The sequence below is a fragment of the Streptomyces sp. NPDC056169 genome (assembly GCF_042268445.1).
GTDB lineage: Bacteria > Actinomycetota > Actinomycetes > Streptomycetales > Streptomycetaceae > Streptomyces.
Genome location: NZ_JBHJUO010000004.1, coordinates 343088 through 366580, shown reverse-complemented (window position 1 = coordinate 366580; position 23493 = coordinate 343088). Strand labels below are relative to the sequence as shown.

Annotated in this window: 20 protein-coding genes; 17 read left to right on the top strand and 3 right to left on the bottom strand. The window is 71.8% G+C overall.

Annotated elements, in window-relative coordinates; translation table 11 throughout:
• Entirely contained in the window at nucleotides 1-1749 is a 1749-nt protein-coding gene (locus ACFC0G_RS08640; RefSeq protein ID WP_376399306.1) for a beta-galactosidase, read from the bottom strand.
• A gap of 215 nt (nucleotides 1750-1964) precedes the next feature.
• Here ACFC0G_RS08640 and ACFC0G_RS08635 point away from each other — a divergent pair, with 215 nt between their 5' ends.
• The 8 genes from ACFC0G_RS08635 (at nucleotide 1965) to ACFC0G_RS08600 (ending at nucleotide 11653) form a co-directional block, all read left to right on the top strand.
• Nucleotides 1965-3056, top strand: a complete 1092-nt coding sequence (locus tag ACFC0G_RS08635) for a substrate-binding domain-containing protein (RefSeq protein ID WP_376399304.1) — start codon at nucleotides 1965-1967, stop codon at nucleotides 3054-3056.
• Between the two features lie 132 nt (nucleotides 3057-3188).
• Nucleotides 3189-4499 carry an ABC transporter substrate-binding protein gene (locus ACFC0G_RS08630; RefSeq protein ID WP_376399302.1) on the top strand — a complete coding sequence of 437 codons (1311 nt, stop codon included), beginning with the start codon at nucleotides 3189-3191 and terminating at the stop codon, nucleotides 4497-4499.
• A 204-nt stretch (nucleotides 4500-4703) separates the two neighbouring features.
• On the top strand, nucleotides 4704-5600 hold the full coding sequence (locus tag ACFC0G_RS08625; RefSeq protein WP_376399298.1) for a carbohydrate ABC transporter permease: 897 nt from the start codon (nucleotides 4704-4706) through the stop codon (nucleotides 5598-5600).
• Entirely contained in the window at nucleotides 5597-6547 is a 951-nt protein-coding gene (locus tag ACFC0G_RS08620; protein WP_376399295.1) for a carbohydrate ABC transporter permease, read from the top strand. Before ACFC0G_RS08625 ends, ACFC0G_RS08620 begins: the two co-directional genes overlap by 4 nt.
• Before the next feature lie 126 nt (nucleotides 6548-6673).
• Nucleotides 6674-7645, top strand: coding sequence for a hydroxyacid dehydrogenase (locus ACFC0G_RS08615; protein WP_376399536.1), 972 nt, complete (start codon nucleotides 6674-6676; stop codon nucleotides 7643-7645).
• A 122-nt stretch (nucleotides 7646-7767) separates the two neighbouring features.
• Nucleotides 7768-9786, top strand: a complete 2019-nt coding sequence (locus tag ACFC0G_RS08610; protein ID WP_376399292.1) for a PQQ-binding-like beta-propeller repeat protein — start codon at nucleotides 7768-7770, stop codon at nucleotides 9784-9786.
• A gap of 2 nt (nucleotides 9787-9788) precedes the next feature.
• Nucleotides 9789-10649 (top strand): heparin lyase I family protein, encoded by an 861-nt coding sequence (locus tag ACFC0G_RS08605; protein WP_376399289.1) that lies wholly within the window; start codon nucleotides 9789-9791, stop codon nucleotides 10647-10649.
• 71 nt (nucleotides 10650-10720) lie between these two features.
• Nucleotides 10721-11653 carry an ROK family protein gene (locus tag ACFC0G_RS08600; protein ID WP_376399287.1) on the top strand — a complete coding sequence of 311 codons (933 nt, stop codon included), beginning with the start codon at nucleotides 10721-10723 and terminating at the stop codon, nucleotides 11651-11653.
• A gap of 44 nt (nucleotides 11654-11697) precedes the next feature.
• Here ACFC0G_RS08600 and ACFC0G_RS08595 read toward each other — a convergent pair whose 3' ends face one another.
• Nucleotides 11698-12876: an ROK family protein gene (locus tag ACFC0G_RS08595; protein WP_376399285.1), complete on the bottom strand. Its 1179-nt coding sequence runs from the start codon at nucleotides 12874-12876 to the stop codon at nucleotides 11698-11700.
• A 120-nt stretch (nucleotides 12877-12996) separates the two neighbouring features.
• Here ACFC0G_RS08595 and ACFC0G_RS08590 point away from each other — a divergent pair, with 120 nt between their 5' ends.
• The 7 genes from ACFC0G_RS08590 to ACFC0G_RS08560 all read left to right on the top strand — a co-directional run bounded on the left by ACFC0G_RS08590 (nucleotide 12997) and on the right by ACFC0G_RS08560 (nucleotide 20418).
• On the top strand, nucleotides 12997-14040 hold the full coding sequence (locus tag ACFC0G_RS08590; protein WP_376399283.1) for a hydroxyacid dehydrogenase: 1044 nt from the start codon (nucleotides 12997-12999) through the stop codon (nucleotides 14038-14040).
• Between the two features lie 2 nt (nucleotides 14041-14042).
• Complete coding sequence (locus tag ACFC0G_RS08585; RefSeq protein ID WP_376399280.1) at nucleotides 14043-15419, top strand: sulfatase; 1377 nt, start codon at nucleotides 14043-14045, stop codon at nucleotides 15417-15419.
• Nucleotides 15416-16666, top strand: coding sequence for an extracellular solute-binding protein (locus ACFC0G_RS08580; protein ID WP_376399277.1), 1251 nt, complete (start codon nucleotides 15416-15418; stop codon nucleotides 16664-16666). The genes ACFC0G_RS08585 and ACFC0G_RS08580 overlap by 4 nt, the downstream gene beginning before the upstream one ends.
• A 155-nt stretch (nucleotides 16667-16821) precedes the next feature.
• The gene (locus ACFC0G_RS08575) at nucleotides 16822-17670 is read left to right on the top strand and encodes a carbohydrate ABC transporter permease (RefSeq protein ID WP_376399274.1); all 849 of its coding nucleotides are present in this window, start codon (nucleotides 16822-16824) and stop codon (nucleotides 17668-17670) included.
• The gene (locus ACFC0G_RS08570) at nucleotides 17667-18518 is read left to right on the top strand and encodes a carbohydrate ABC transporter permease (RefSeq protein WP_376399271.1); all 852 of its coding nucleotides are present in this window, start codon (nucleotides 17667-17669) and stop codon (nucleotides 18516-18518) included. Before ACFC0G_RS08575 ends, ACFC0G_RS08570 begins: the two co-directional genes overlap by 4 nt.
• A gap of 8 nt (nucleotides 18519-18526) precedes the next feature.
• Nucleotides 18527-19420, top strand: a complete 894-nt coding sequence (locus tag ACFC0G_RS08565) for a hypothetical protein (RefSeq protein WP_376399268.1) — start codon at nucleotides 18527-18529, stop codon at nucleotides 19418-19420.
• 155 nt (nucleotides 19421-19575) lie between these two features.
• A complete protein-coding gene (locus ACFC0G_RS08560; protein ID WP_376399533.1) occupies nucleotides 19576-20418 on the top strand; it encodes a formylglycine-generating enzyme family protein in 843 nt (280 codons plus the stop codon).
• Nucleotides 20419-20482: 64 nt separating this feature from the next.
• Here ACFC0G_RS08560 and ACFC0G_RS08555 read toward each other — a convergent pair whose 3' ends face one another.
• A complete protein-coding gene (locus ACFC0G_RS08555) occupies nucleotides 20483-21286 on the bottom strand; it encodes a DeoR/GlpR family DNA-binding transcription regulator (RefSeq protein ID WP_376399265.1) in 804 nt (267 codons plus the stop codon).
• Nucleotides 21287-21603: 317 nt separating this feature from the next.
• On the opposite strand from ACFC0G_RS08555, the gene ACFC0G_RS08550 reads away from it, so the two are divergent.
• Complete coding sequence (locus ACFC0G_RS08550; protein ID WP_376399262.1) at nucleotides 21604-22575, top strand: SIS domain-containing protein; 972 nt, start codon at nucleotides 21604-21606, stop codon at nucleotides 22573-22575.
• A 47-nt stretch (nucleotides 22576-22622) separates the two neighbouring features.
• Nucleotides 22623-23459 carry a ketose-bisphosphate aldolase gene (locus ACFC0G_RS08545; protein WP_376399259.1) on the top strand — a complete coding sequence of 279 codons (837 nt, stop codon included), beginning with the start codon at nucleotides 22623-22625 and terminating at the stop codon, nucleotides 23457-23459.
• Nucleotides 23460-23493: the final 34 nt, after the last annotated feature.

Genomic DNA, 23493 nt, shown 5'->3' with positions numbered 1-23493 from the left:
CTACTCCTCGGTGGGGCCGAGGTCGGCGCTCTCGCGGAGTTCGACGGTCCGGGCGCGGTGGCAGGCGTGCAGCTCCAGGACGACGATCTCGTTGGTGCCGGGGCGCAGGACGGGCGCCGGGACGTAGAGGGACCGCTGGGGGCCGCGCGACCAGAAGCGGCCCAGCGCGAACCCGTTGATCCACACACTGCCCTTGGTCCAGCCGTCGAGGTGGAGGAAGGCGTCGGCCGGTTCGTCGACCTCGAAGGAGCCGCGGTGGAACGTCGGCCCGGCCTGAGCCGTACCCGCCGCGAACGGCAGCGCGGCCGGATCGGTCAGCGGCAGCGGCCGACTCGTCCACGCGGTGGGTTCGTCGCCGTCGACGAGGACCCGGCCCAGCAGGCCCTTGCGGTCGTGGATGCCCGGCCCGTAGTTGACGCGCCCCTGGTTCTCCACCAGCACGGCGAGGACGCTGCCCGCCCGTGGGGCGGTGAAGGCCAGGGCGTGCTCGTGGCTCTCCCGTTCCAGCACGCCGGCCGGGACCCCGTCGACGAAGACCTGGGCGCGGTCCCGGACGTGCTCCACCTCCAGCAGGCCCGCCCCCGCCGACGCCAGGACCGTCTCGTACAGGACGAACCCGAAGTCCTGACCGAGCTGCTCCATGGTCAGCGGCCGCGGTGCGGCGACGGCGGCGCCGAGGGCCTCGGCGCAGGGCAGCAGGCCGGCGCTCTCGGTGAGGGGCACGGCCGTCCGGACGAGCTTCGGGCCGGGCGGCGGGACGGGGCCGGCCGGGACCGGCGCGTACGCGGCGATCACGTCGCGGAAGGCGGCGAACTTCTCGGTCGGGTCGCCGGCCTCGTCGAGCGGGGCGTCGTAGTCGTACGACGTGACGGTGGGGCGGTAGGTGTGCTTGTCGTTGGCGCCGTTGGTGAAGCCGAAGTTGGTGCCGCCGTGGAACATGTAGAAATTGACGGAGGCACCGGCGGCCAGCAGCTCGTCCAGCTCCTGCGCCGCGTGGCCGGCGTCGCGGACGACATGGCGGCTTCCCCAGCGGTCGAACCAGCCGATCCAGAACTCGGTGCACATCAGCGGACCCTTCGGCCGGAGGGCCCGCAGCTCGGCGATGCTCTGCGCGGACCGGCTGCCGAAGTTGGCCGTGGCCAGGACACCGGGCAGCGCGCCGCGCTCCAGGTCGGCGGGCTGGTCGCAGGTGAACAGCGGGACGTCCACCCCGTGGCGGCGCAGCGAGTCCGCCAGGTGCTCCAGGTAGGCGGTGTCGTCGCCGTACGCCCCGTATTCGTTCTCCACCTGGACGGCGAGAACCGGGCCGCCCCTGCTGGCCAGGTACGGCTGCAAGGGGGTGAGGAGGCGGTCGAAGTAGTCGTCGACGGCGGCGAGGAACCGGGGGTCGCGGGTGCGCAGGCGTATGTCCGGCTCCGCGAGCAGCCAGGAGGGGATGCCGCCGCCCTCCCATTCCGCGCAGATGTACGGGCCGGGGCGGAGCAGCACGTGCAGTCCCTCGGCGGCCGCGAGGTCGAGGAACGCCGCGATGTCCAGTCCTCCGTCGGTCCTGAACTCACCGGGCCGCGGTTGGTGGAGGTTCCAGGGGACGTAGGTCTCGACGGTGTTGAGGCCCATGAGCCGGGCCTTGCGCAGCCGGTCCGCCCACTGCTCGGGATGGACCCGGAAGTAGTGGAGCCCGCCGGACAGGAGCCGGAACGGTTCGCCGTCGAGGGTGAAGCCGCCGTCGTCGATCTGGAGAAGGGGCATGTGCGGGTGCTCCTGTGCTGGAGGTGGTCGGGCGCGCGCTGTCGCGGCCGGGGAGGGCCTGCGGTAGGTATGTTTACGTAAACACACTGAGGATGGCAAGCTTCTGGCGTTCGAGAGCCCAGCGGTGACACGGACACGTGTCACGTGTTGGTTGATACCTTTCGTTTGTCGAGTGAAAGCAGATGGCTTCGCTCGCGACGAGAGGGGGCACGTCAGTGCTGGCTGAAGAGCGGCGTGAGGCCCTCCTGCGCTTGGTGGAGCGCCGGGGAGCGATCAAGGTGAAGGACGTGGCGGAGGAGATGGGCGTCTCCGCCGTCACCGTCCGCCAGGACGTCCGGGACCTGGCGGGCCGGGGGCTGCTCGTCCGCGTCCACGGAGGTGCCATGTCGCCGACCGCGGCGCAGGCGGCCGACGTCGCCGCCCCCGCCGCGCCCCGGCAGGCCGCGCGGCAGGAGCAGGCCCTGGGGCTGGTCGTGCCGCCGGGGGACTACTACTACCCCGAGATCATCCGAGGGGTGCAGGACGCGGCGCGCACGCACGGCGCGCGCATCGTGCTCGCGGTGTCCGGTGAGACGCTGGCGGAGAACCAGGAGCAGGTGGGACGGCTCGTCGCGGCCGGCGTCGACGGTCTGATGCTGATGCTGCACGCCGGACTCGAACCCGTGGACCGTACCGAGAAGTGGCTCGCCGGCCTCGACGTGCCGGTGGTCCTCGTGGACCGCCGCCCCGGTGCCGAGGCCGGGCGGCTGGAGCAGGTCGCGTCGGACCACGCCCACGGCGCGGGCCTGGCCGTCCGGCACCTCGCGGAGCTGGGGCACGAGCGGATCGCCCTGGTCGCGAGGGCGGACAGCCCCAACACCCCCCTGATCCGCGAGGGTTACGCGGCGGCTTGCCAGGCTCTCGGGCTGGCGACGGGCCCGGAGTACAGCATCGCCTCGACCGACGGGCAGGCGTCCCCGCAGTGGTTCGAGGAGCTGGTGCGGGCGGTCGAGGCGGGTGACGTCCGGGCCGCCCTGGTCCACAACGACCTCGACGCGGTCACCCTGGTCGGCCTCCTCCGGGCCCGCGCGCTGCGCGTCCCGGAGGACCTGGCGATCGTGACGTACGACGACGAGGTCGCCGAGCTGAGCGATGTGCCGCTCACCGCCGTGGCGCCGCCCAAGAGGGCCGTGGGGGCGTGGGCGGTCGATCTGATGCGCCGCCGCCTCGCCGACCCGGAAGCACCCCTCGCCGAGTTGCTCCTCCGCCCCGAGCTGCGGGTGCGGGCCTCTAGCCGGGTCTCCCCGGCACCCGGGAAGCGCGCGTAGGAGCCGTCGGGACGGCCGTGGCTAGCTTTCACTTCCTTTCGTTTCACATCAAATGAAGAACGAAGCATTGACGAAGCATGTTTACTGGCGAATGATTCCGTTCGACGCCCCAGCGAACGATCGGTGCACATCATGCTTCGCAGAACCACGGCTGTCCTGGCCGGCTCCGTCACAGCCCTCGCCCTCCTCGCCACCGCGTGCGGACAGGCGGACCAGGGTGCCTCCTCGACCGCGACGAAGAAGACCGGCGAGGTCACCTTCTGGTCCTTCCTCAAGGGCTCCGACAAGGTGGCCGAGGCGTTCAACCGCAGCCACCCCGACATCAAGGTGACCTTCGAGACCGTCCCCTCGGGCCAGGAGTACTACTCCAAGCTCACCAACGCCGTGAAGGCCGGCACCGTGCCGGACGTCGCGGTGGTCGAGTACCCGCACCTGCCGGAGTTCGCGGCCCAGGGGAAGATCGAGGACCTGAGCGGTTCGCTCGGACCGGTCGTGAAGGAACGCTTCCCCGAGGCGGCGCGGCAGCTGGTCGACCTCGGCGGCAGGACCTGGGGCGTCCCGCGTGACGCGGCGCCCCTGATGATGATGTACCGCAAGGACTTCTTCACCCAGCACAAGATCGCCGTCCCCACCACGTGGGACGCGTACCGGAACATGACCGAGCAGGTGAAGAAGGCCGACCCGGCCGCCCGCGGCGGCGTCCTGTACACCGACAACCCCGGGCTCCTGAGCGCGCTCTCCTGGCAGGCCGGCGGTCAGTGGTTCTCGGCCGAGAAGGACGCCTGGAAGGTCACCCTCGACGACGCCCCGTCGAAGAAGGTCGCCGCCTACTGGGGCGACCTCGCCCGCAAGGACCTCGTCCGTTCGCTGAGCCAGCTGGACCCGTTCTGGACGAGCGTCCAGAAGGGCCGGACCGTCGCCTACGTCTGCGCCAGCTGGTGCGCCGGGGCGCACCAGGCCACCGTCCCGGACCAGAAGGGCAAGTGGGCCGTGGCCCCGGTCCCGACCTGGGACGGCAAGCCGGCCTCGGGCATGTACGGAGGCTCGACCTTCGTGATCCCGAAGGGATCCGACAACAGCGGTGCCGCCGCCGAGTTCATCAAGTGGATCACCACGGACCCCGAGGGCATGAAGGCCTGGGTCTCGACCGGCACCAGCAGCATGTTCCCCGCGGACCCGAAGCTCGTCCCGGTCACGAAGGCGGCCTTCAAGACGGACTACTTCGGCGGCCAGGACATCTACTCCCTCATGTCGCGGTCCTACGACGCCACCCGGCCCGGCTGGACGTGGGGCCCGGTCATGGGCGCCACCAACACGGCCATCGTGGACCAGCTTCCGAAGGTCGCCGACGGCACGGTGACCCTGCCCGGTGTCCTCGCCACCGCCGAGCAGGCCACGGTCGCGCAGATGAAGCAGCGCGGCCTGACGGTCACCGCCCCGTAGGAGCCCGGAGCCCGTAGCCCGCGGCCCGGAGCCCCGAGCCCGCAGCCCGCGGCCCGCGGCCCTCAGCCCCGAGCCCGTAGGAGCCCGGAGCCCCGAGCCCGCGGCCCGGAGAGTCGGCCCCGCCCGCGCGGCGGGCCGACCCCGGCTCCGCCTCCCCTCCCCCTTCGCACCACGTTCTCCCCGCCCCACCCAAGGAAGGCCGGTATGGCAAGCCCATCCGCCCGAGGTCAGCGCCGGACCGCCGCACTGCTCCTCACACCGTTCTTCGGCCTGTTCGCGGCCGTCACCCTCGCCCCGCTGCTCTACGCGGCCTGGCTGAGCCTGTTCACCACCCGCACCTCCGGCCTCGGGTTCGGCGGCACAGAGAACGTCTTCAGCGGGCTGGGCAACTACGCCCGCGCGCTCTCCGACGAGGCGTTCCGCGACGGGTTCCTCGTCATCGTCGCGTACTGCGCGATCTACATCCCCGTGATGATCGGCGGATCGCTGGTCCTGGCCCTGATGCTCGACTCGGGTCTGGCCAAGGCCCGGTCCTTCTTCCAGCTGGCGCTCTTCCTGCCGCACGCGGTGCCGGGACTGATCGCCGCGCTGATCTGGGTGTACCTCTACACGCCCGGCCTCAGCCCGGTGATCGACCTCCTGGAGTCCGGCGGCTTCGACATCAACTTCCTGTCGGTCGACAACGCCGTGTTCTCCACGGCCAACATCGCCGTCTGGGAATGGACGGGCTACAACATGGTCATCTTCTACGCGGCCCTCCAGGCGGTGCCCCGCGAGACGCTGGACGCCGCGAAGGTCGACGGCGCGGGCGCCGTGCGCACGGCCCTGTCCATCAAGGTCCCGATGATCGCCCCCGCGATCGCCCTCGCCGTGCTGTTCACCGTCATCGGGTCGATCCAGCTCTTCACCGAGCCGAAGGTCATCTACAACGCGTCCAGCGCCATCGGCAGCAGCTGGACCCCCAACATGTACGTCCAGACGGCCGCCTTCCAGAACAACGACTTCGGTCTGGCCGCAGCGGCCTCGCTGCTGATCGCCCTGTTCGCCGCCGTGCTGTCGTTCGCCGTCACCCGTATCTCACGCCGCGGGAGCACGTCGTGACCAAGTCCTCCACACTCGACGCTCCGGCCCGCGCGGCCGAGACGCCGCCGCCGTCCGGCCGCCGGCCGGCACCTCGAAGGCGCAAGGGCGCCGCGAAGTCACCGTCCGCCCTGCTGTCCAAGGCCGGGGTCACGGCGATGCTGGGCCTCGCCACCCTCTACACCCTGTTGCCCCTGACCTGGCTGCTGCTGTCCTCCACCAAGAGCCGCGAGGACCTGTTCGGCACGAACGGCTTCGCCCTCGGCGACGACATCCACCTCGCCGACAACCTCGGGCACCTGTTCACGGCCGGCGACGGCATCTACGTGCGCTGGCTGATCAACACGGTGCTGTACGCCGGCGTCGGGGCCCTCCTGGCATCGGTGTTCAGCATCGCCGCCGGCTACGCCTTCGACAAGCTCGCGTTCCCCGGCAAGGAGCGCCTGTTCTCGCTCGTCCTGCTCGGCGTGATGGTGCCGGGCACGGCGATGGCGATCCCGCTGTACCTGCTCGCCGCCAAAGCAGGCCTGGTCAACACCTTCTGGGGCGTGTTCATCCCCGGACTCGTCTTCCCGTTCGGTGTGTACCTGGCGCGGGTCTTCAGCGCCTCCTACGTGCCGGACGAAGTCCTGGAAGCGGCGCGGATGGACGGGGCCGGCGAGTTCCGGACCTTCTGCCGCATCGCGTTCCCGATGATCGCGCCCGGCTTCGTGACCATCTTCCTCTTCCAGTTCACCCAGATCTGGAACAGCTTCTTCCTTCCCCTGGTGATGCTGTCCGACCAGGACCTGTACCCGGTCAACCTCGGTCTGTACGTCTGGTACTCGTCCGCGCTCTCGCAGGGCCATCCCGAGGACTATCTGCTGGCCGTCGTCGGCTCGCTGGTGGCCGTGGTCCCGCTGATCGTCCTCTTCCTGATGCTGCAGCGGTTCTGGAAGTCCGGCATGACCGCCGGCGCCGTCAAGTAGGCCGCCACCGTGAGGAATTCCCCCATGCGCTCGACCTTGACCGAGACCGAGACCGAGACCGGGACCGGGACCGGGACCCTGCCCGCGACCACCAGCCCCCGCCCCCGCCCCCGCGCCCTGTTCGCCATGGGCCGGCGCCACCGGGACGCGCTGTTCGGACCCGCCGAGATCCGGCGTCTGACGGCGTACGTCGACATCGACCCGGACCACGTCGCCGAGGACCTCACCGAGGAACCGGCCCTGGAGCACGCGGAGATCCTGATCACGTCCTGGGGCTGCCCCGTCATCGACGAGGAGGTCCTGGCCCGGGCCCCGGCCCTCAAGGCCATCGTCCACGCGGCGGGCAGCGTCAAGCACCACGTCACACAGGCCTGTTGGGACCGCGGACTGACGGTCTCCTCGGCCGCCGCGGCCAACGCCGTCCCCGTCGCCGAGTACACGGTCGCCGCGATCCTCTTCGCCAACAAGCGGGTCCTGGACATCGGCGACCTCTACCGCCGCCACCGCGCCGCCCTCGACTGGTCCGGGCACTTCCCCGGGTTCGGCAACTACCGCCGGACCGTGGGCCTGGTCGGCGCGTCCCTCGTGGGCCGCAAGGTCCTCGAACTGCTACGGCCCTACGACCTCGACCTGCTCCTCGCCGACCCCCACGTCGACGCCGCGCAGGCCGCGGAACTGGGCGCCCGCCACGTCGACCTCGACGAACTCGTCGCCCGCTCGGACGTCGTCTCGCTGCACGCGCCGGCCCTGCCGGAGACCCACCACCTGCTGGACGCGCGCCGGCTGTCCCTCATGCCCGACGGAGCCACGCTGATCAACACGGCACGCGGGTCCCTCGTCGACACCGAGGCCCTCACCGAGGAAGCCGTCTCCGGACGGATCCGCGCGGTCATCGACGTCACCGAACCGGAGGTCCTCCCCGCCGGCTCCCCGCTCTACAACCTGCCGAACGTCCTGCTCACGCCGCACATCGCCGGCTCACTGGGCGGCGAACTCCACCGGATCACCGGCAGCGCGCTCGACGAGGTCGAGCGCTACTGCGCCGGAGAACCGTTCGCGCACGGCGTGCACCACGCCGCCCTCGCGACGTCGGCCTGACACGTCCGGTCCCCGGATTCCGTCGATCCGGGGACCGGCCACCCCTGCCGTGAGCTCCTCACCACGGCTCTCTCGCTCCTCCCCGCTCTGTGTCCCCGCACAACGACCAAAGGAGTCCCCCCATGCAGCACTCTCCGTCGATGGGCAGGCGTCAGCTGCTCGTGGCAGGCGGTGCCCTCGGGCTCGCCGCGGCCGCGGCCCCGCTGCTCACCGCACCGGCGCAGGCCACCTCCCGCGGAGCCTGCACCAGCATCACCGATCTCGGCCCCGGCATCGAGCAGTTCGCGCTCATGAGCGCGCTCCAGGTCGGTGACACCGTCTACATCGGGTCCCGCAACCTCGAACCGACCCAGGTGATCGCCTTCCACCTGCCGACCCGCAAGGTGGTGTCCCAGACCGTCCTGGGCGTGGGCCACTCGATCCAGACGCTCGTCGCGGACCCCACCGGCAGGTACCTGTACGCGGGCATCCTGACCAAGGGCGACGAGGGTAAGCCGAACATCTTCCGCTGGGACCTGACCACCCCGGACAAGCCCGCCGTGGGCGTCGGCCGGACCGAGGACCGCGACATCCGCGACCTCGCCGTCGCCCCGGACGGCACCGTGTACGCGGTGGGCGGGATCCCCGGGAAGGCGCCCGCGCTGTGGATGTACGACCCGGGCACCGGCAAGGTGACCAAGCTCGGCATCCCCGACCCGAAGGCGACCCTGGCCAGGGCCGTCGCCGCCACGGACACCACCGTCTTCTTCGGCGCCGGCAGCGTCCTGTCCGGCGGGGACGGGGCGAGCAAGGCCTCGCTGTACGCGTACGACCGGGCGGCGGGCACCTTCGCCGACGTCACGCCGCCGGAGATGGAGAAGGACCCCAGCCTGCGCGACCTCGCCGTCTTCGGCGACCGCCTCGCCGTCAGCACCTCGGGGTCGACCGAGCCCGCCAAGCTCGCCGTCATGGACCTGGCCGATCTCTCCTCGTACACGCTGACGACCACCAGCGGCAAGGTGGTCAAGAACCTGGCCGCGCACGGCGACCTGATCCACTTCGCCACCGACGCGGGCCTGCACACCTACTCGACGGCGACGAAGGTCGTCACCCCCGTCCCGTTCGACGGCGACCTCGGCGAGATCTGGGGCCTGGACCACGCCGACGGCACCCTGACCGTCGTCTCGGGCTACGGCTTCGTCGCGGAGATCGACACGGCCACCGGCAAGTCCGTCGTCACCGACCTCGGGCCGGCGGGCGCGCCCGTCACCCCGCAGACCACGATGGGCATCGCCGCCGACCACCGGTTCGTCTACGTCGGCGGTAACAACGGCATCGCACGCCACGACCTGCGCAGCGGCAAGGTGGTCAACCTCCGGGCGCCTGGCGAGGCGAAGGACGCCCAGGTGTTGGACGGGGTGCTCTACACCGGCCAGTACAGCTCGCAGGGCATGTGGACGTACGACCCCGCGCGCGACGAGCAGCCCCACCAGCTGGCGGAGTTCCCGAGCGAACAGAACCGTCCGCTCGACGTCTGCCACGACCCCGTCAACGAGCTCATGCTGGTCGGCGCGCAGTCCGACACCGAGGGCGGCGGCTCCCTGTGGACGTACTCCACGAAGACCGGCAAGAAGGCCGCCTACATCAACCCGGTCGACGCGGCCCAGCTGGTGCGGGCCGTCGCCACCCGGGACGGCGTCGCGTACCTCGGTGGCGACAACCCCACCACCAAGGGCCCGCGTGGCACGATCGTCGCCTTCGACCCGGTCGCCGGGCGGGAGCTGTGGCGCCTCGACCTCCCCGCGTCCCTGACCACGGGAGTGGCGGCGCTGGCGGTACGCGGCCGGCACCTGTACGGACTCACGCGGCAGGGCGGCTTCTTCGTCGTCGACGTCACGATCCGCCGGGTGATCCACACCGCCGACCACCGCGCCCTGTGCCCCGGCTTCGCGGCCATGGTCATCAGCCGAGGAACCGTCTACGGCGTCTCCGACACCACTCTGTTCCGCTTCGACCCCAAGACGTTCGCCGTCAGCACCGTCGTCGCCCAGATCAACGGCGGCTGGTACAGCGGTCCGCACGTCAACGCCGACAGCCGCGGCCTGCTCTACACGATGCGCGGCCGCAACCTCGTCCGCATCGACGACAAGCCGGGGAGCTGACCATGAAGAAGTCGACGAAGCGGTCCGTCATCGCCGTGGTGGCGGCCGGGACGCTCACCCTCGGGGGCCTGGCCACCGCGCAGGCCGGGCAGGACGGCGCCGCCCCGGCCGCGGAGGCCTCCTGCGGCAGCAACAGCACCGCCTCGACCCTGCTGACCATCGACTACCGGAACGGCCGGCTGAACTCCGGCATTCCGAACCTGACCACGACGCACGCGACCGCGCCCGACGCGTCGTACGTCGTCGACGCGGGATCCGACCACGCCGTCGCCCACAAGGTGACCCTGGGCGATCCCGGTTACGTCTCCGACGGAGCCCCGCGCAGCGAGAGCGCCACGAACGACGTCCACGAGGGCAAGTTCGTGGTGGGCGACGAGCAGCGGTACGAGTTCAGCGTCCTGCTGAAGGACTGGAAGACGTACGCGCCCGGAGACTCCGAGGCCGGCGACATCATCTTCCAGGGGAAGCACGCGGGCGGGAACCTTCCGTCCTTCTACCTCATGACCAAGCGGAACAGCATCGCCTTCCGGTCGCCGACCCTGAACCTCCAGGCCACCGTGGTCGACGACTTCCGCCCCCACATAGGGAAGTGGATGCGCTTCCGCGTGGACGTGAAGTGGACGGACGACAACACCGGCTACTACAAGGTCTCCTCCCGGATGCCGGGCGAAGCGGAGTTCACGCTCCGGCAGACGTACGAGAACGTGAAGACCTTCCACCCCGTGAACCCGGCGGACTTCGGCTACCTCAAGTGGGGGCTCTACCGCCCCGGCCAGTCGCTCGACAAGGGAGACGTCCCGACGCGCGTCGTCCACCACGACGACATCCGCGTCCTGGACCTCACCCGGCCCGCCGGGCAATGAGTTCCTGACAACCCCTGACAGGGCGCCTTCCCCTCCCCGAGGGGAAGGCGCCCTCAACCGAGAGTGCTCCCGTGAGACATGTCATCGCCCTCGCTGTGGGCGGTACCGGAATGAAGGCGGCCCTGGTCGGTCCGGACGGGGCGGTGGTGCACGCGGCGTGGCGGGCCACCCGGCGCGAGCGGGGGCCCGACGCCGTCGTGGATTCGGTCCTCGACCTCGCGAAGGAGCTGCGCGACCACGGCCGGACGCGCTTCGGCACGGCGGCGGAGGCCGCGGGCATCGCCGTGCCCGGCATCGTCGACGAGGAGCGGGGCGTCGCCGTCCACTCCGCCGAGCTCGGCTGGCGGGACGTCCCGCTGCGGGGGCTGCTCCGGCACAGGCTCGGGCGGATCCCCGTCGCGCTCGGGCACGACGTGCGCACGGGCGGCCTCGCCGAGGGCCGCATCGGGGCGGGCCGAGGCACCGGCCGGTTCCTGTACGTGTCGCTCGGCACCGGCATCGCCGCCGCGATCGGCATCGACGACGGCATCGAGGCCGGTGCCGGCGGCCGCGCCGGCGAGCTCGGCCACATCGTCGTCCGCCCCGACGGCCCGCTGTGCGACTGCGGTCGGCGCGGCTGCCTGGAAGCGCTGGCCTCCGCCGCCGCGATCGGCCGTGCCTGGGCGGCGGCGAGCGGCGACCCCGCAGCGGACGCCGCCGCCTGCGCCCTGGCCGTCGAGGCGGGGGACGAGACCGCGGCCGAGGTGTGGCGGGCGGCGGTCGACGCGCTCGCCGACGGCCTGCTCACCGCGCTCACGGTCCTGGATCCCCGCACCGTGATCATCGGCGGCGGCCTCGCCGAGGCCGGCGACACCCTGCTCGTACCGCTGCGTGCGGCCGTGGCGGACCGCGTCACGTTCCAGATGTCGCCCAGGATCGTCCCGGCGTCCCTCGGGGACGCCGCCGGGTGTCTGGGCGCGGGGCTGCTGGCCCGCGACCTGCTCGCCGCGGAGGCGGCCGTGTGACGGCCGACCGCCCACGGCCGCGCGGCGCTTCCGGCGGCCCGGGTTCAGCCGACCGTGAGGGTGGTGCTGCGGGCGCCGGTCGTCTCCGCCTCGGAGGTGCCGGCGGTGAAGAGCTGCGCCAGGACGGTGTAGGCGGCGCCGGAGGCGTGACCGGAGGGCCCGGTCGCGGCGATCTCCAGAGCCGGGGGAGGGGTGGTGCCGTGGGCGTACTGCCGTCGGAACACCTGCTCGGTCCGGGCGGTGAGCGCCGGAACGTTCATCTCGGGCGTGAAGGCGAGCACGACCCGCTCCGGGCCGAACATCTTGGCGGCGTTGGCGACGGCGGTGCCGAGGCAGTCGGCGGCGCTCGCGAGGACGTCGTCGTCGCGTCCGACGAGGCTCCCCGCCGTCTCGCCGCGCCGCTCCAGCTCTCGCCGGATGCCCCAGTGGCTGGCCCAGGTCTCCAGGCAGTCCTCCGCACCGCAGTGGCACGGCCGCCCCGTGCCCCGGCCGACGGAGGAGTGGGCGAAGCCCCCGGCGGTGCCGCTGAACCCACGGTGGACGCGTCCCCGCACCACCACGGACGCGCCCAGGCTCGCGCCCACGCTGAAGATCATGAGATCGCGGCCCGCGAGCCTCCCGTCGAAGAGCAGCAGGCCGGAGGCGACGGAGTTGACGTAGCTGTCGAGAACGACGGGCGTCTCCAGCAGCGCCGTCAACCGGCGCTGGAGCGCGACGTCCTCCCAGCCCATCGATCCGCTGTGCCGGACGACGCCGCTCTGCTGGTCGACCACGCCCGACACGGCGACTCCGACGCCGATGAGGGTCGAGGAGGGTCTGCTCGCGGCGGCGAGGCCCACCGCGCGGGCGATGCCCTCGCCGACGTCCTGCGGGCGGGTGGAGGTCAGCGGCTCCTGGTGGGAGGCGACGACCTCGCCCCGCAGGTCGACCAGCACCACGTAGGCCTCGGTGTCCGACAGCCGGACGCCGGCGGCGACCACCGCGTCGGTGCCCAGGTCGAGCAGGCGGGCGGGCCGCCCTCCCGTGTTGCGTACGGCGTCGGTCTCCGTGAGCAGCCCGGCGCCCAGCAGCCGCGCGGTGATGCCGGTGACGGTCGCGGGGCTCAGTCCGGTCTCGGTGGCGATCCTCGCCCTGGCCACCGGGCGGTGCGCCCGGACGACGTCGAGAACCAGGGCTTCGTTGATCTCGCGGATCAGGGCTTTGCTCCCGGCGCGTGGCCTCATGACTGACGGTTCCTTCTGGTGATCGCTCGGCATGGACGGGTTCTCCGGCTTCGGGGTCGGAGGGCCAGTGTAGTTTATTCGGTCATTGACAGAAGTAACTGCGGTGGCTAGCTTCGCCGCATGAGTCACCACCTCGGAGCGGTCCGGGAGCAGCGCCTCCCGGACTCGCACATCCGGATCCTTCTGAGCGTCCCCCCGGCCGAGAAGGAAGCCTTCTTCCCCCCGGCGACGCTCCAGGCACTGGCAGCCCTCGGCGAGGTCACCGAGCGGGAGCCGGCCGCGCTGCACGCGGAGGACGCCTTCCGCCGGGCCCTCGACGGCGTACACGTCCTCGTCACCGCCTGGGGATTCCCCCGGCTCGACGCCACCCGCCTCGCACTGGCACCCGACCTGCGCTTCGTCATGCACGCCGCGTCCTCGCTCCACCAGCTCGTGAGCGACGACTTCTGGGCCACCGGACTGCCCGTCTCCCAGGCGGGAGCGGCGATGGCCCCGGCCGTGGCGGAGCTCTCCCTCGGCTTCACCCTGTCCCTGCTGCGCCGCACCCACCGCCACGACCACGCGCTCCGCTCCGGCCGGAGCTGGGAGACGGCCGCCGGGTCCGAGCGGGCACGCGAGATCGGCGGGGCCCGCATCGGCGTCGTCGGCGCCTCGCGGACCGGGCGGCGCTACATCGACATGTGCCGGGCGCTCGGCGCCGACATCCGCGTCCACGACCCCTACGTCCGGCCCGGTGATCCGCTGGCCGGACTCACCACCGGACTGCGGGACCTGCTCGCGTCGAGCGACGTCGTCGCCGTACACGCCCCCGCCACCCCGGAGACCCACGGCATGATCGGCGCTGACGAGATCGCCGCCATGCGGGACGGCACCCGGTTCGTCAACACCTCCCGGCCCTCGCTCGTCGACATGGACGCCCTGTTCGACGCGGTCGCCTCGGGCCGGATCGACGCCGCGCTCGACGTCTTCGACCGCGAACCGCTGCCCGTCGACGACCGCTGGCGCGCTCTGCCGAACGCCCTCCTCACACCGCATCTCGCGGGCGCGACCGCCGACTCGCGGCAGCGCGCCGGGCGGATCGTCGTGGAGGAGATCCGCCGTCATCTGGCCGGAGAGCCCCTGGAACACGCGCTCAGGCGCGAGGACCTGGCGACGAGGGGATGACCGTGACCACGCCACGCAACATCCTGCTGCTCCACTGCCACGACCTGGGACGGTTCCTCGGCGCGTACGGGATCCCCACCGTGGTCTCCCCGCACCTGGACGCACTCGCCGCGGAGTCGGCGCTGTTCGAAGCGGCCTTCGCGACCGCCCCCCACTGCAGCCCCGCCCGGGCCTCCCTGTTCACCGGCACGTACCCGCAGACCAACGGGGTCCTCGGCCTCACCCACGACCCCTTCGGCTGGGACCTCGCCGACCCCGCGACCCACCTCGCCGGCCGGCTGCGCGCCGCCGGGTACGCGACCGAACTCGTCGGCGTGCACCACGAGTCACGGGTCCTGTCGGACGATGCTGTGGCCGAGCGCCTCGGCTTCGACCGGGTCCGCAGCGGCGGCGACCGCGACACCGTCGTCGAGCGCACCGTCGAGGCGCTCGACCGGGCGGCCGCGGCAGGCACCCCCTTCTACCTCCAGGTCGGGTTCCACGAACCGCACCGCACACCGTCGAAGCGCGACCGCCCCGGAGTCATGGGCTTCCTCGGCGACACGGTGACCCCGGACGACTCCCTCGGGATCACCGTCCCCCCGTACCTCCAGGACGACGAAGGCGCCCGCGAGGAGATCGCCGAACTCCAGGGCGCCGTACGCCACATGGACGAGGGCGTCGGCAGCATCCTGGCCCGCCTCGACACGCTCGGCCTGAGCGACGACACGATCGTGGTGTTCACCACCGACCACGGCCTCGCCCTGCCCCGGGCGAAGTGCACCCTCTACGACCCCGGCCTGGAAGTCGCGCTCATGATGCGCGTGCCCGGCCGACCCGCATGGCACGCCCGCCGCCTGGACGCCATGGTCAGCCACGTCGACGTCCTGCCCACCCTGTGCGAACTCGTCGGCCTGCCACGACCGGCGGACGGCCAGGGCGTCAGTCTCGTCCCCGTCGTGGAACAGGGCCGCCCGGCCCGTACCCACACCTTCGGGCAGCTCACCCACCACATCTACTACGACCCGAAGCGCTCCGCGCGGTCGGCCTCGTACAAACTCGTCGCCAACTTCTCCAACGCCCCGCAGGCCATGGACCCCACCCAGTCCTGGATCCACCGCAGCCTGCCCGCCGTCCTCCGGGGACCCTCCATCGGATCCAGTCCGGCCCTGGAGCTGTACGACCTCGTCCGTGACCCGCACGAGTGCGACAACCGCGCGGACGACCCCGCCCTCGCCTCCGTACGGGCCGGCCTCGCCGAGGCCCTGCTCCGCTGGATGCGCGAGACCGACGACCCCCTCCTGACCCCCGACCCCCTGCTGCCGCGCCACCGCGCCGCCCTCGCCGCGCTCACCGACGCGGCGCGGGCCACTCCGTCCCGAGAGAGAGAATCCGCATGAGGACACGACCGCTCCGCTTCGCGGCCCTGGCCGCCTCCGCCGTCCTGGTCGTCACGGCCTGCTCCGCCTCCGACGGGAACGGGAAGGCCGAGGTGACCCTGTGGATGTACCCGGTCATCAAGGACGAGGCGGCGAGCAAGAAGTACTGGGACCGGACCGAAGCCGCCTTCGAGAAGGCCCACCCCGGCATCGACCTGAACATCGAGCTGCAGACCTTCGACAAGCGCGACGCGCAGATATCCGCCGCCCTCGCGGCCGGTTCCGGACCGGACATCGTGCTGATCACGCCCGACCAGGCCGCTACCTACGACAAGGTGCGGGGACTGCTGCCCGTCGACGACGCCGTCGCCGACCAGCGGAAGGCGTTCCGTCCCGAGACGCTGAAGGCCGCCACCTTCGACGGCAAGCTCTACGGCGTCCCCGTCTTCCAGAACATCAACACCACCGCGTACAACACCAAGATCTTCGCCGACGCCGGCCTCGCACTGCCCAAGACCTGGGACGACGTCCTCAAGGCGGCCCCCGTGCTCGCCAAGAAGGGCATCGCCGTCATGGACTACGCGGGCAGCAGCGAGCAGACGCTCAACCTCTCGTTCTATCCGCTGCTCTGGCAGGCCGGGGGAACGGTCTTCGCCAAGGGCGGCAAGGACGTCGCCTTCGACTCGGAGCAGGGCGTCTCCGCCCTCCGGTTCCTCGTCGACCTGAAGAAGCAGGGCGGCCTGCCCGCCGACGCCGTGACCGAGGGCCCCAAGGTCGAGGGCGCTCCCATCGCCCAGGGCAAGGTCGCGATGCGCGCCGTCACCTCGCTGCCCGAACTCCGGCAGATGCGCGCCGCGCTCGGGGAGGGGAACGTGGCCCTCGGCCTGCCGCTCCAGGGCGCCGTCCGGGCGACCTACGGCAACCCCGGCCTGCTCTCCCTGACCTCCATCAACGAGGACGAGAACCGTGAAGCCGCCTACGAGGTCCTGGCGTACCTGACCTCGGCCGAGGCACAGGCCTCGCTCAACGCCGCGTCGGGCACCTTCCCGACCCGTACCGACGTCAAGGCACCGGGCACGGGACCCGACGTCCAGGTCCTGAACGAAGCGCTCGCGTACGCCAACGCCGGTGAGCCCTCGCCCGCCGCCCGCCAGGTGATGGCCACGCTGGCGCCCTACATCCAGTCCGCCCTCAGCGGTGACCGCACGCCGCAGGAGGCGCTGAAGAAGGCCGCCGACGAAGCGCGCGACCTCCTCGCCCGGTCCTGAACCCTCCCCGCTGATAGGCCGCCATGTCCGTGCACACACCTCCGAGCACCGACTCGGACCGCCGACCGCTCCGCCGACCACTCCGCCGTCCCGAGCCCCCGCACCTCACCCCGAGCAGCCGGGCGGCCCGCCGGCGCCTCAAGCGCCGTGAGGCCATGGCCGGCATCCTGTTCGTGCTGCCGACGCTCGTCATCTTCGCGGTGTTCAAGTTCCTCCCCATCGCCGGCGCCGGGGCCATGAGCCTCACGCGCTACCGCCTCAACGGCGACGTCACCTGGCTGGGGGCCGAGAACTACACCCGCCTGTTCTCCGACCCCCACTTCTGGCAGAGCCTCGGCGTGACGGTGAGCTACGTGATCGTCTTCGTGCCGCTCATCATCGTCGTCTCCCTGGCCGGCGCGCTGCTCCTGAACCGACTGGTGCGGTTCACCGGCACGTTCCGGGCCGTGCTCTTCGTCCCCTACCTCAGCTCCTTCGTGATGGCCGGCATCATCTGGTCCTGGATCTTCGACGGCGACGGGCCGCTCAACGCCGCGCTCGGCGGGCTCGGACTCGGCCCGGTCCCGTTCCTGTCCGGGGACCAGCTCCTGGTCCTCGCCAGCCTCGCGCTGGTCTCGGTGTGGAAGGGCTTCGGATACTCGATGCTCGTCTTCCTCGCCGGCCTGAAGGCCCAGCCCGCCGAGGTCCACGAGGCGGCGCGCCTCGACGGGGCGACCAGCTGGCAGGCGTTCCGGCACGTGACCCTCCCGCTGCTCAGGCCCGTGATGTTCTTCGTCCTCGTGATCGAGACGATCATCGGCTTCCAGGTGTTCGACACCATCTACGTGATGACGGGCGGCGGCCCCAGCCGGGCCAGCCACAGCCTCATCTACTTCCTCTACGACGAGGGCTTCAAGTTCCTCGACTTCGGCTACGCGGCGGCGATCGGCATGGTCCTCTTCGCCATCGTGCTCGTCCTGTCCCTCGTCCAGCGCCGCCTCGTCGAAGGCAAGGAGACCCCGTGACCACTCCGCCGTCCGCCCTCGACGCCGCCCGCCCCGGCGCCCGCCGGCCCCGCGCCTGGCTGCCGACCCTCGCGCTCACCGCCGCCTCGCTGTTCACCGTCGCGCCGCTGATCGCCGTGGTCGTCCTCGCCCTCTCGCCCGAGGACGCGCCCACCCTGCCGCACGCGATCCCCGACTCCCTGACGCTCGACAACATCACCCGGATCTTCGAGGTCGGCGAGTTCCCGCTCTGGCTGGTCAACTCCCTCGTCTACTCCGTGGTCTCCGTGGTGGTCATCCTCCTCACCGCCTCCATGGCCGCCTACGCCCTGGTACGCAAGCGGTTCCCGGGGCGCAACGCGCTGCTGTGGGCGATCGTCGCCACCCTGATGGTGCCGATGCAGGCCACCCTCATCCCCACGTTCGTCCTCGTCGCCCGCATGGACGGCGTGAACACGCTGTGGGGCCTGGTCATGCCGACCCTCGCCAACGCCCAGGCGGTCTTCCTCATACGGCAGTTCGTCCGCGACCTGCCCGACGAGCTGTTCGACGCGGCACGGATCGACGGTGCGGGGGAGTGGCGGACCTTCCTGCGGATCGTGCTGCCGCTGATCAGGCCGGTGCTGGCCACGCTCGCCATCTTCGTCTTCCTGTGGCACTGGAACGACCTGCTGTGGCCGCTGGTCGTGGGCCAGACCGACGAGGCCCGCACCCTGACGGTCGGACTCGCCACCCTGCACACCGAGACGGTGTCCACGGCCGGCATCATGTCCGCCGCTCTGGTGAGCTTCATCCCCTGCTTCGTGATCTTCATGGTCCTCCAGCGGCACATCGTCGCCGGCGTCACCTCGTCGGGGGTGAAGGGATGACGGACGACATGACGGCACCACCCCTGCGGTGCGGACTCATCGGCGTCGACTCCCCGCACGCACCGTCGTTCACCCGGCTGTTCGGCGACGGCGTCACGGGCGCCGTGCCCGGCGGCACGGTCGTCGCCGCCTGGAAGGGCGTGGCGGCCGAGGACTTCCCGCTCAGCCGCGACCGCATCGACGTCTTCGCCCAGGAGGTGGCAGAGCTCGGGGTTCCGCTGTACGCCACCCCGGAGGAGGTCGCCGAGCGCTGTGACGTCCTGCTCGTCGTCGCCTCCGACGCGCGTACCCACGCCGGGTACTTCACCCGGCTGGCTCCGTTCGGCAAACCGGTCTACGTCGACACGCGCTTCGCTCTCACGACCGAGGACGCCACGGCCATGCTGGCGACGGCCGCCACGCACGGGTGCCTGCCCCTGGCGGGCTCGCCGAAGCGCTTCACCCCCGAGTTCCGGCGCGCTGTGGGCGGGAGTGGAGGCGGGGCCGACCGCGTCGACCTGACCGGCCCGCTGCCCACCCAGCCCGGCCACCCGTTCCTGGCCTGGTACGGCGTGCACCTGGTCGACCTCGCGGTCGCGGCGCTCGGGCCGGGATGCGCGTACGTCGACGCCTCGACCGGCGACAGGGTCACTCTGACCTGGCCGGACGGACGGGTGGCGACCCTCGGCGGCGAGGAACGGTGGTCACCGCTCACGACAGGACGCGTCAACGGCCCGCGCGGAGAAGGGGAGTTCACCATCGAGGCCGGACCTCCCATGCTCACCGGACTGCTCACCTCGATCGTCGACGCCTGCCGTACCGGTATCCCCAACGTCCCCGAGGCGGAGGTGCGGGACATCGTCGCGATCGTCGAGGCCGCCCACCGCAGCCGCACGAGCGGCGCACCGGTGACCCTGACGTGAGCCGAGAGGCCGTGAGTCAGGAGCGGTCGTGCTGCGCCGCGAGCCGCGAGGCCGGGCGGGAGCGGCAACTGCCGGTCGCGGAACCGAGCCTGCGGCAGCCGCAGGCCAGGGAACCGGGCGTGGCGGTGGGAGACCTCCCGGCCGGACACCCCGGCATGGTGCGCCTGCCCGGCGGTACGTTCCTGATGGGCACCGACGCCGGAGACGGCTACGCAGCCGACGGAGAAGGCCCGGTGCGCGAGATCCGCCTCGCTCCGTTCCTGATCGACACGACGGCGGTCACCAACGAGGCGTTCGCCGCGTTCACCGACGCCACCGGATGGGTGACGCTGGCCGAGCGGTTCGGCACCTCCTTCGTGTTCGCCGGTCTGCTGCCCGACGGCGTACACGGCCGCCGCCCCGTACCGGCGACCCCCTGGTGGCGGGAGGTCGCCGGTGCGGACTGGCGCCGTCCCGAGGGCCCGGGCTCGGGCATCGCCGACCGCATGGACCACCCGGTGGTCCATGTCACCTGGCGTGACGCCCGGGCCTATGCGAAGTGGTCGGGCAAGCGCCTGCCGACCGAGGCCGAATGGGAGTACGGGGCCCGCGGCGGCCTGGTGCAGGCCCGCTACCCCTGGGGCGACGAGCGCGAACCCGGTGGCGTGCACCGGATGAACGTGTGGCAGGGCGAGTTCCCCACGCGCAACACGGGCGCGGACGGCCACCTCGGCACCGCACCGGCCGACGCGTACGAGCCCAACGGCTACGGGCTGCACAACACCTGCGGCAACGTGTGGGAGTGGTGCGCCGACTGGTTCCACCCCACATGGCACGCCACCGGCCCGCGGACCGCCCCCGCCGGGCCGCCGCGCGGGGAGCGCAAGGTGATGCGGGGCGGCTCCTACCTGTGCCACGAGAGCTACTGCTTCCGGTACCGCGTCGACGCCCGCAGCTCCAACACCCCCGACAGCAGCGCCGGCAACATCGGCTTCCGCTGCGTCGCGGACGTCGACTGACCCCACGCAGGACGCCCCCGCCCCCCGGCCGGGGGGCGGGGGGCGGGGGGCGGGGGCGGCCCCGTCAGACGGTGACGACCTCGATGCCCGCCTCCGTGATCCGGGCCGCCAGGTCGGGAGCGAGCCCCGAGTCGGTCACGAGCACGTCGACGCGGTCGAGTCCGCAGATCCTGGCGAAGGCGCGCCGGCCCATCTTGGAGGAGTCGGTCGCGAGGATCACCTTGCGCGCGCGTTCGGTGAAGAGCCTGCTGATGGCCGCTTCGTCCTCCTGGTGCGTCATGACCCCGAGCTGCGGGTCGACGCCGTCCACGCCGAGCACGGCGACGTCGAGCACCACCTCGTTGAGCACGCCCGCGGTGAGCGGGCCGACCAGCTCATAGGTCTGCGGACGCGCCACGCCGCCCGTGACCACGATCTTGATCTGCGGGCGGACCGCCAGCTCGCCGGCGATGTTCAACGCGTTGGTGACGACGGTGTACGTCGTCCCGGAGGTGTTCTCCCACGGCTCGCCCGGCGGACTGCCGCCCGCCTGGAGCGCCATCGCCCGGGCGACCTCGGTCGTGGTCGTACCGCCGTTGAGCCCGACGACGTCCCCCACGCCCAGGAGCTCCACCACGGCCGCGGCGATGCGCTGCTTCTCGGACGCGTGCCGGGAGGACTTGTAGCGCAGCGGCAGCTCGTAGGAGACGCCGTGCGCGATGGCTCCACCGCGCGTCCGGACGAGCATCCGCTGTTCCGCGAGCCCGTCGAGGTCCCGGCGGATGGTCGCGGGTGACACGCCGACGGACTCGGCGGCCTCCTCCACGTCGATTCTTCCCTCGACGGCCAGCAGCTCCAGCAGCTTGCTCCACCGCTCCTGCTTGGACACGCGTCACACCCCTCTGCGCACGGAACGTTCCCGATCGCACGCGCTCGGGTATCGGTACCGGGAGGCATGCGCGAAGCCGATCGTAGCGCCGCGGTCTCGAACAGCACGATGCAGCGGGAATTCCTGCACGCCAGCGGGTGTGCCCTGCGCGCGATCCGCACCTCGAAGGCTCTCGTTTCCGACACTTCAATCATCTAGATTGATGAAAGCCGCTCACTATCGTCGAGTATCGAGCAGTAATTGACATCCCTGGCGTGTGTGGCACAGCATGCTCAGGGTTCTCAGCACGGCCGACACCTACGAACCTAAGGAATCGCGTGACCACCTTCGAGACCTCTCGCACCTCGGTCGAGATCGCATCCCAGCCGGACGCCTGGCGGCGTGCGGCCGGGGCCGTCGCCTCGTTCGCCGACGTGCTGCCCCGGCGGGGCGAGCGCGTGGCGGTCGTCGGCTGCGGGACCTCCTGGTTCATGGCCCTCGCCTACGCACAGCTGCGCGAGAACGGCGGCCACGGCGAGACCGACGCCTTCGCCGCGTCGGAGTTCCCGACCGGGCGCACGTACGACCGCGTGCTCGCCATCACCCGATCCGGCACCACCACCGAGGTGCTCGACGTGCTGACGCGGTCCAAGGGAGCGGTGGCGACCTCCGCGATCACCGCGGACCCCGCCACCCCCGTCATGACGGCCGCCGACTCCGTCGCCGTGCTGGACTTCGCCGACGAGGAGTCGGTCGTCCAGACCCGCTTCGCCACCACCGTCCTGCTCCTGCTCCGCGCCCACCTGGAGGCGGAGGGCGCGCTGCCGCCCGGCGTCCACCCGTGGGAGCGTGCCGTCGAGGACGCGGAACGGGCGATCGCCCTCCCGCTCGCCGAAGAGATCCGCGCCGCGGAGCAGTTCAGCTTCCTCGGCACCGGCTGGACGTACGGGCTCGCGCTCGAAGCCGCCCTGAAGATGCGCGAGGCCGCCGGCGCCTGGACCGAGGCCTACCCGGCCATGGAGTACCGGCACGGCCCCATCAGCATCACCGGACCCGGCCGCGTCGCCTGGATCTTCGGCGCCGTGCCCACCGGCCTCCGTGACGACATCGCGCGCGTCGGCGGCATCCTCGCCGCCGGGTCGGACGACGCACCCGCCGGCTCGGACGACGCCGCCACCGGGCTCGACCCGCTGGCCGACCTCATCGTCGCCCAGCGGCTCGCCGTTCACCTCGCCGAGGCGCAGGGGTTCGACCCGGACCGCCCGCGCAACCTCACCCGCTCCGTCATCCTCGACGACGCCTCCGCCTGACGGACGGATGGTCGGAAGGTCCTCTACCACCGCTTGTGGAGAACGCCATGCCCCTGACCCCCACCGACGGCATCGTCGGCCCCGCACGTGACGCGAACTCCGGTGTCGGTGCCTTCAACGTCGTGCAGATCGAGCACGCCGAGGCCATCGTCGCCGGAGCCGAGCAGGCCGGGCTGCCGGTCATCCTGCAGATCAGCGAGAACACCGTCCGCTACCACGGCTCCCTCGCCCCGATCGCGCTCGCGTCGCTCGCCGTCGCCCGCGCCGCCGCCGTGCCGGTGGCCGTGCACCTCGACCACGCCGAGTCGACGGACCTCGTCCACGAGGCGGTCGAACTCGGCCTCACGTCGGTCATGTTCGACGCCTCCAAGCTGCCGTACGGCGAGAACGTCGCCGCCACCCGGCGCGTCACCGACCACTGCCACCGGGCCGGCGTGTGGGTCGAGGCGGAGCTGGGCGAGGTCGGCGGGAAGGACGGAGCGCACGCCCCCGGCGTCCGTACGGACCCCGACGAGGCGCGCCGGTTCGTCGAGTCGACGGCCGTCGACGCCCTGGCCGTCGCCGTGGGCAGCTCGCACGCGATGCTCACCCGTGACGCCGTCCTCGACCTGGACCTCATCGCGCGCCTGAAGGAGGCCCTCCCCGTACCGCTCGTGCTCCACGGCTCCTCGGGGGTCGACGACGCGCTCCTGGCGAAGGCCGTCGCGGTCGGCATGACCAAGGTCAACATCTCCACCCACCTCAACAAGCTGTTCACCGGGGTCGTACGGGAGCGGCTCGCGGCGGCGCCGGACGTCGCCGATCCGCGCAAGTACCTCGGCCCGGCGCGCGACGCGGTGGCGACCGAAGTGGCCCGGCTGCTGTGCCTCCTGGCAGGCCGCTGACCGCGTAACCGCACGGGCCGCACCGGCCGCACGG

What these genes read in the sequence shown, in the direction of transcription:
- ACFC0G_RS08575 (WP_376399274.1), top strand. Translation starts at nt 16,822, where the DNA reads ATGGCCGGCATCCTGTTCGTGCTGCCGACGCTCGTCATCTTCGCGGTG.
- ACFC0G_RS08625 (WP_376399298.1), top strand. Translation starts at nt 4,704, where the DNA reads ATGGCAAGCCCATCCGCCCGAGGTCAGCGCCGGACCGCCGCACTGCTC.
- ACFC0G_RS08615 (WP_376399536.1), top strand. Translation starts at nt 6,674, where the DNA reads ATGGGCCGGCGCCACCGGGACGCGCTGTTCGGACCCGCCGAGATCCGG.
- ACFC0G_RS08610 (WP_376399292.1), top strand. Translation starts at nt 7,768, where the DNA reads ATGCAGCACTCTCCGTCGATGGGCAGGCGTCAGCTGCTCGTGGCAGGC.
- ACFC0G_RS08560 (WP_376399533.1), top strand. Translation starts at nt 19,576, where the DNA reads ATGGTGCGCCTGCCCGGCGGTACGTTCCTGATGGGCACCGACGCCGGA.
- ACFC0G_RS08590 (WP_376399283.1), top strand. Translation starts at nt 12,997, where the DNA reads ATGAGTCACCACCTCGGAGCGGTCCGGGAGCAGCGCCTCCCGGACTCG.
- ACFC0G_RS08545 (WP_376399259.1), top strand. Translation starts at nt 22,623, where the DNA reads ATGCCCCTGACCCCCACCGACGGCATCGTCGGCCCCGCACGTGACGCG.
- ACFC0G_RS08595 (WP_376399285.1), bottom strand. Translation starts at nt 12,876, where the DNA reads ATGAGGCCACGCGCCGGGAGCAAAGCCCTGATCCGCGAGATCAACGAA.
- ACFC0G_RS08565 (WP_376399268.1), top strand. Translation starts at nt 18,527, where the DNA reads ATGACGGCACCACCCCTGCGGTGCGGACTCATCGGCGTCGACTCCCCG.
- ACFC0G_RS08605 (WP_376399289.1), top strand. Translation starts at nt 9,789, where the DNA reads ATGAAGAAGTCGACGAAGCGGTCCGTCATCGCCGTGGTGGCGGCCGGG.
- ACFC0G_RS08580 (WP_376399277.1), top strand. Translation starts at nt 15,416, where the DNA reads ATGAGGACACGACCGCTCCGCTTCGCGGCCCTGGCCGCCTCCGCCGTC.
- ACFC0G_RS08640 (WP_376399306.1), bottom strand. Translation starts at nt 1,749, where the DNA reads ATGCCCCTTCTCCAGATCGACGACGGCGGCTTCACCCTCGACGGCGAA.
- ACFC0G_RS08630 (WP_376399302.1), top strand. Translation starts at nt 3,189, where the DNA reads ATGCTTCGCAGAACCACGGCTGTCCTGGCCGGCTCCGTCACAGCCCTC.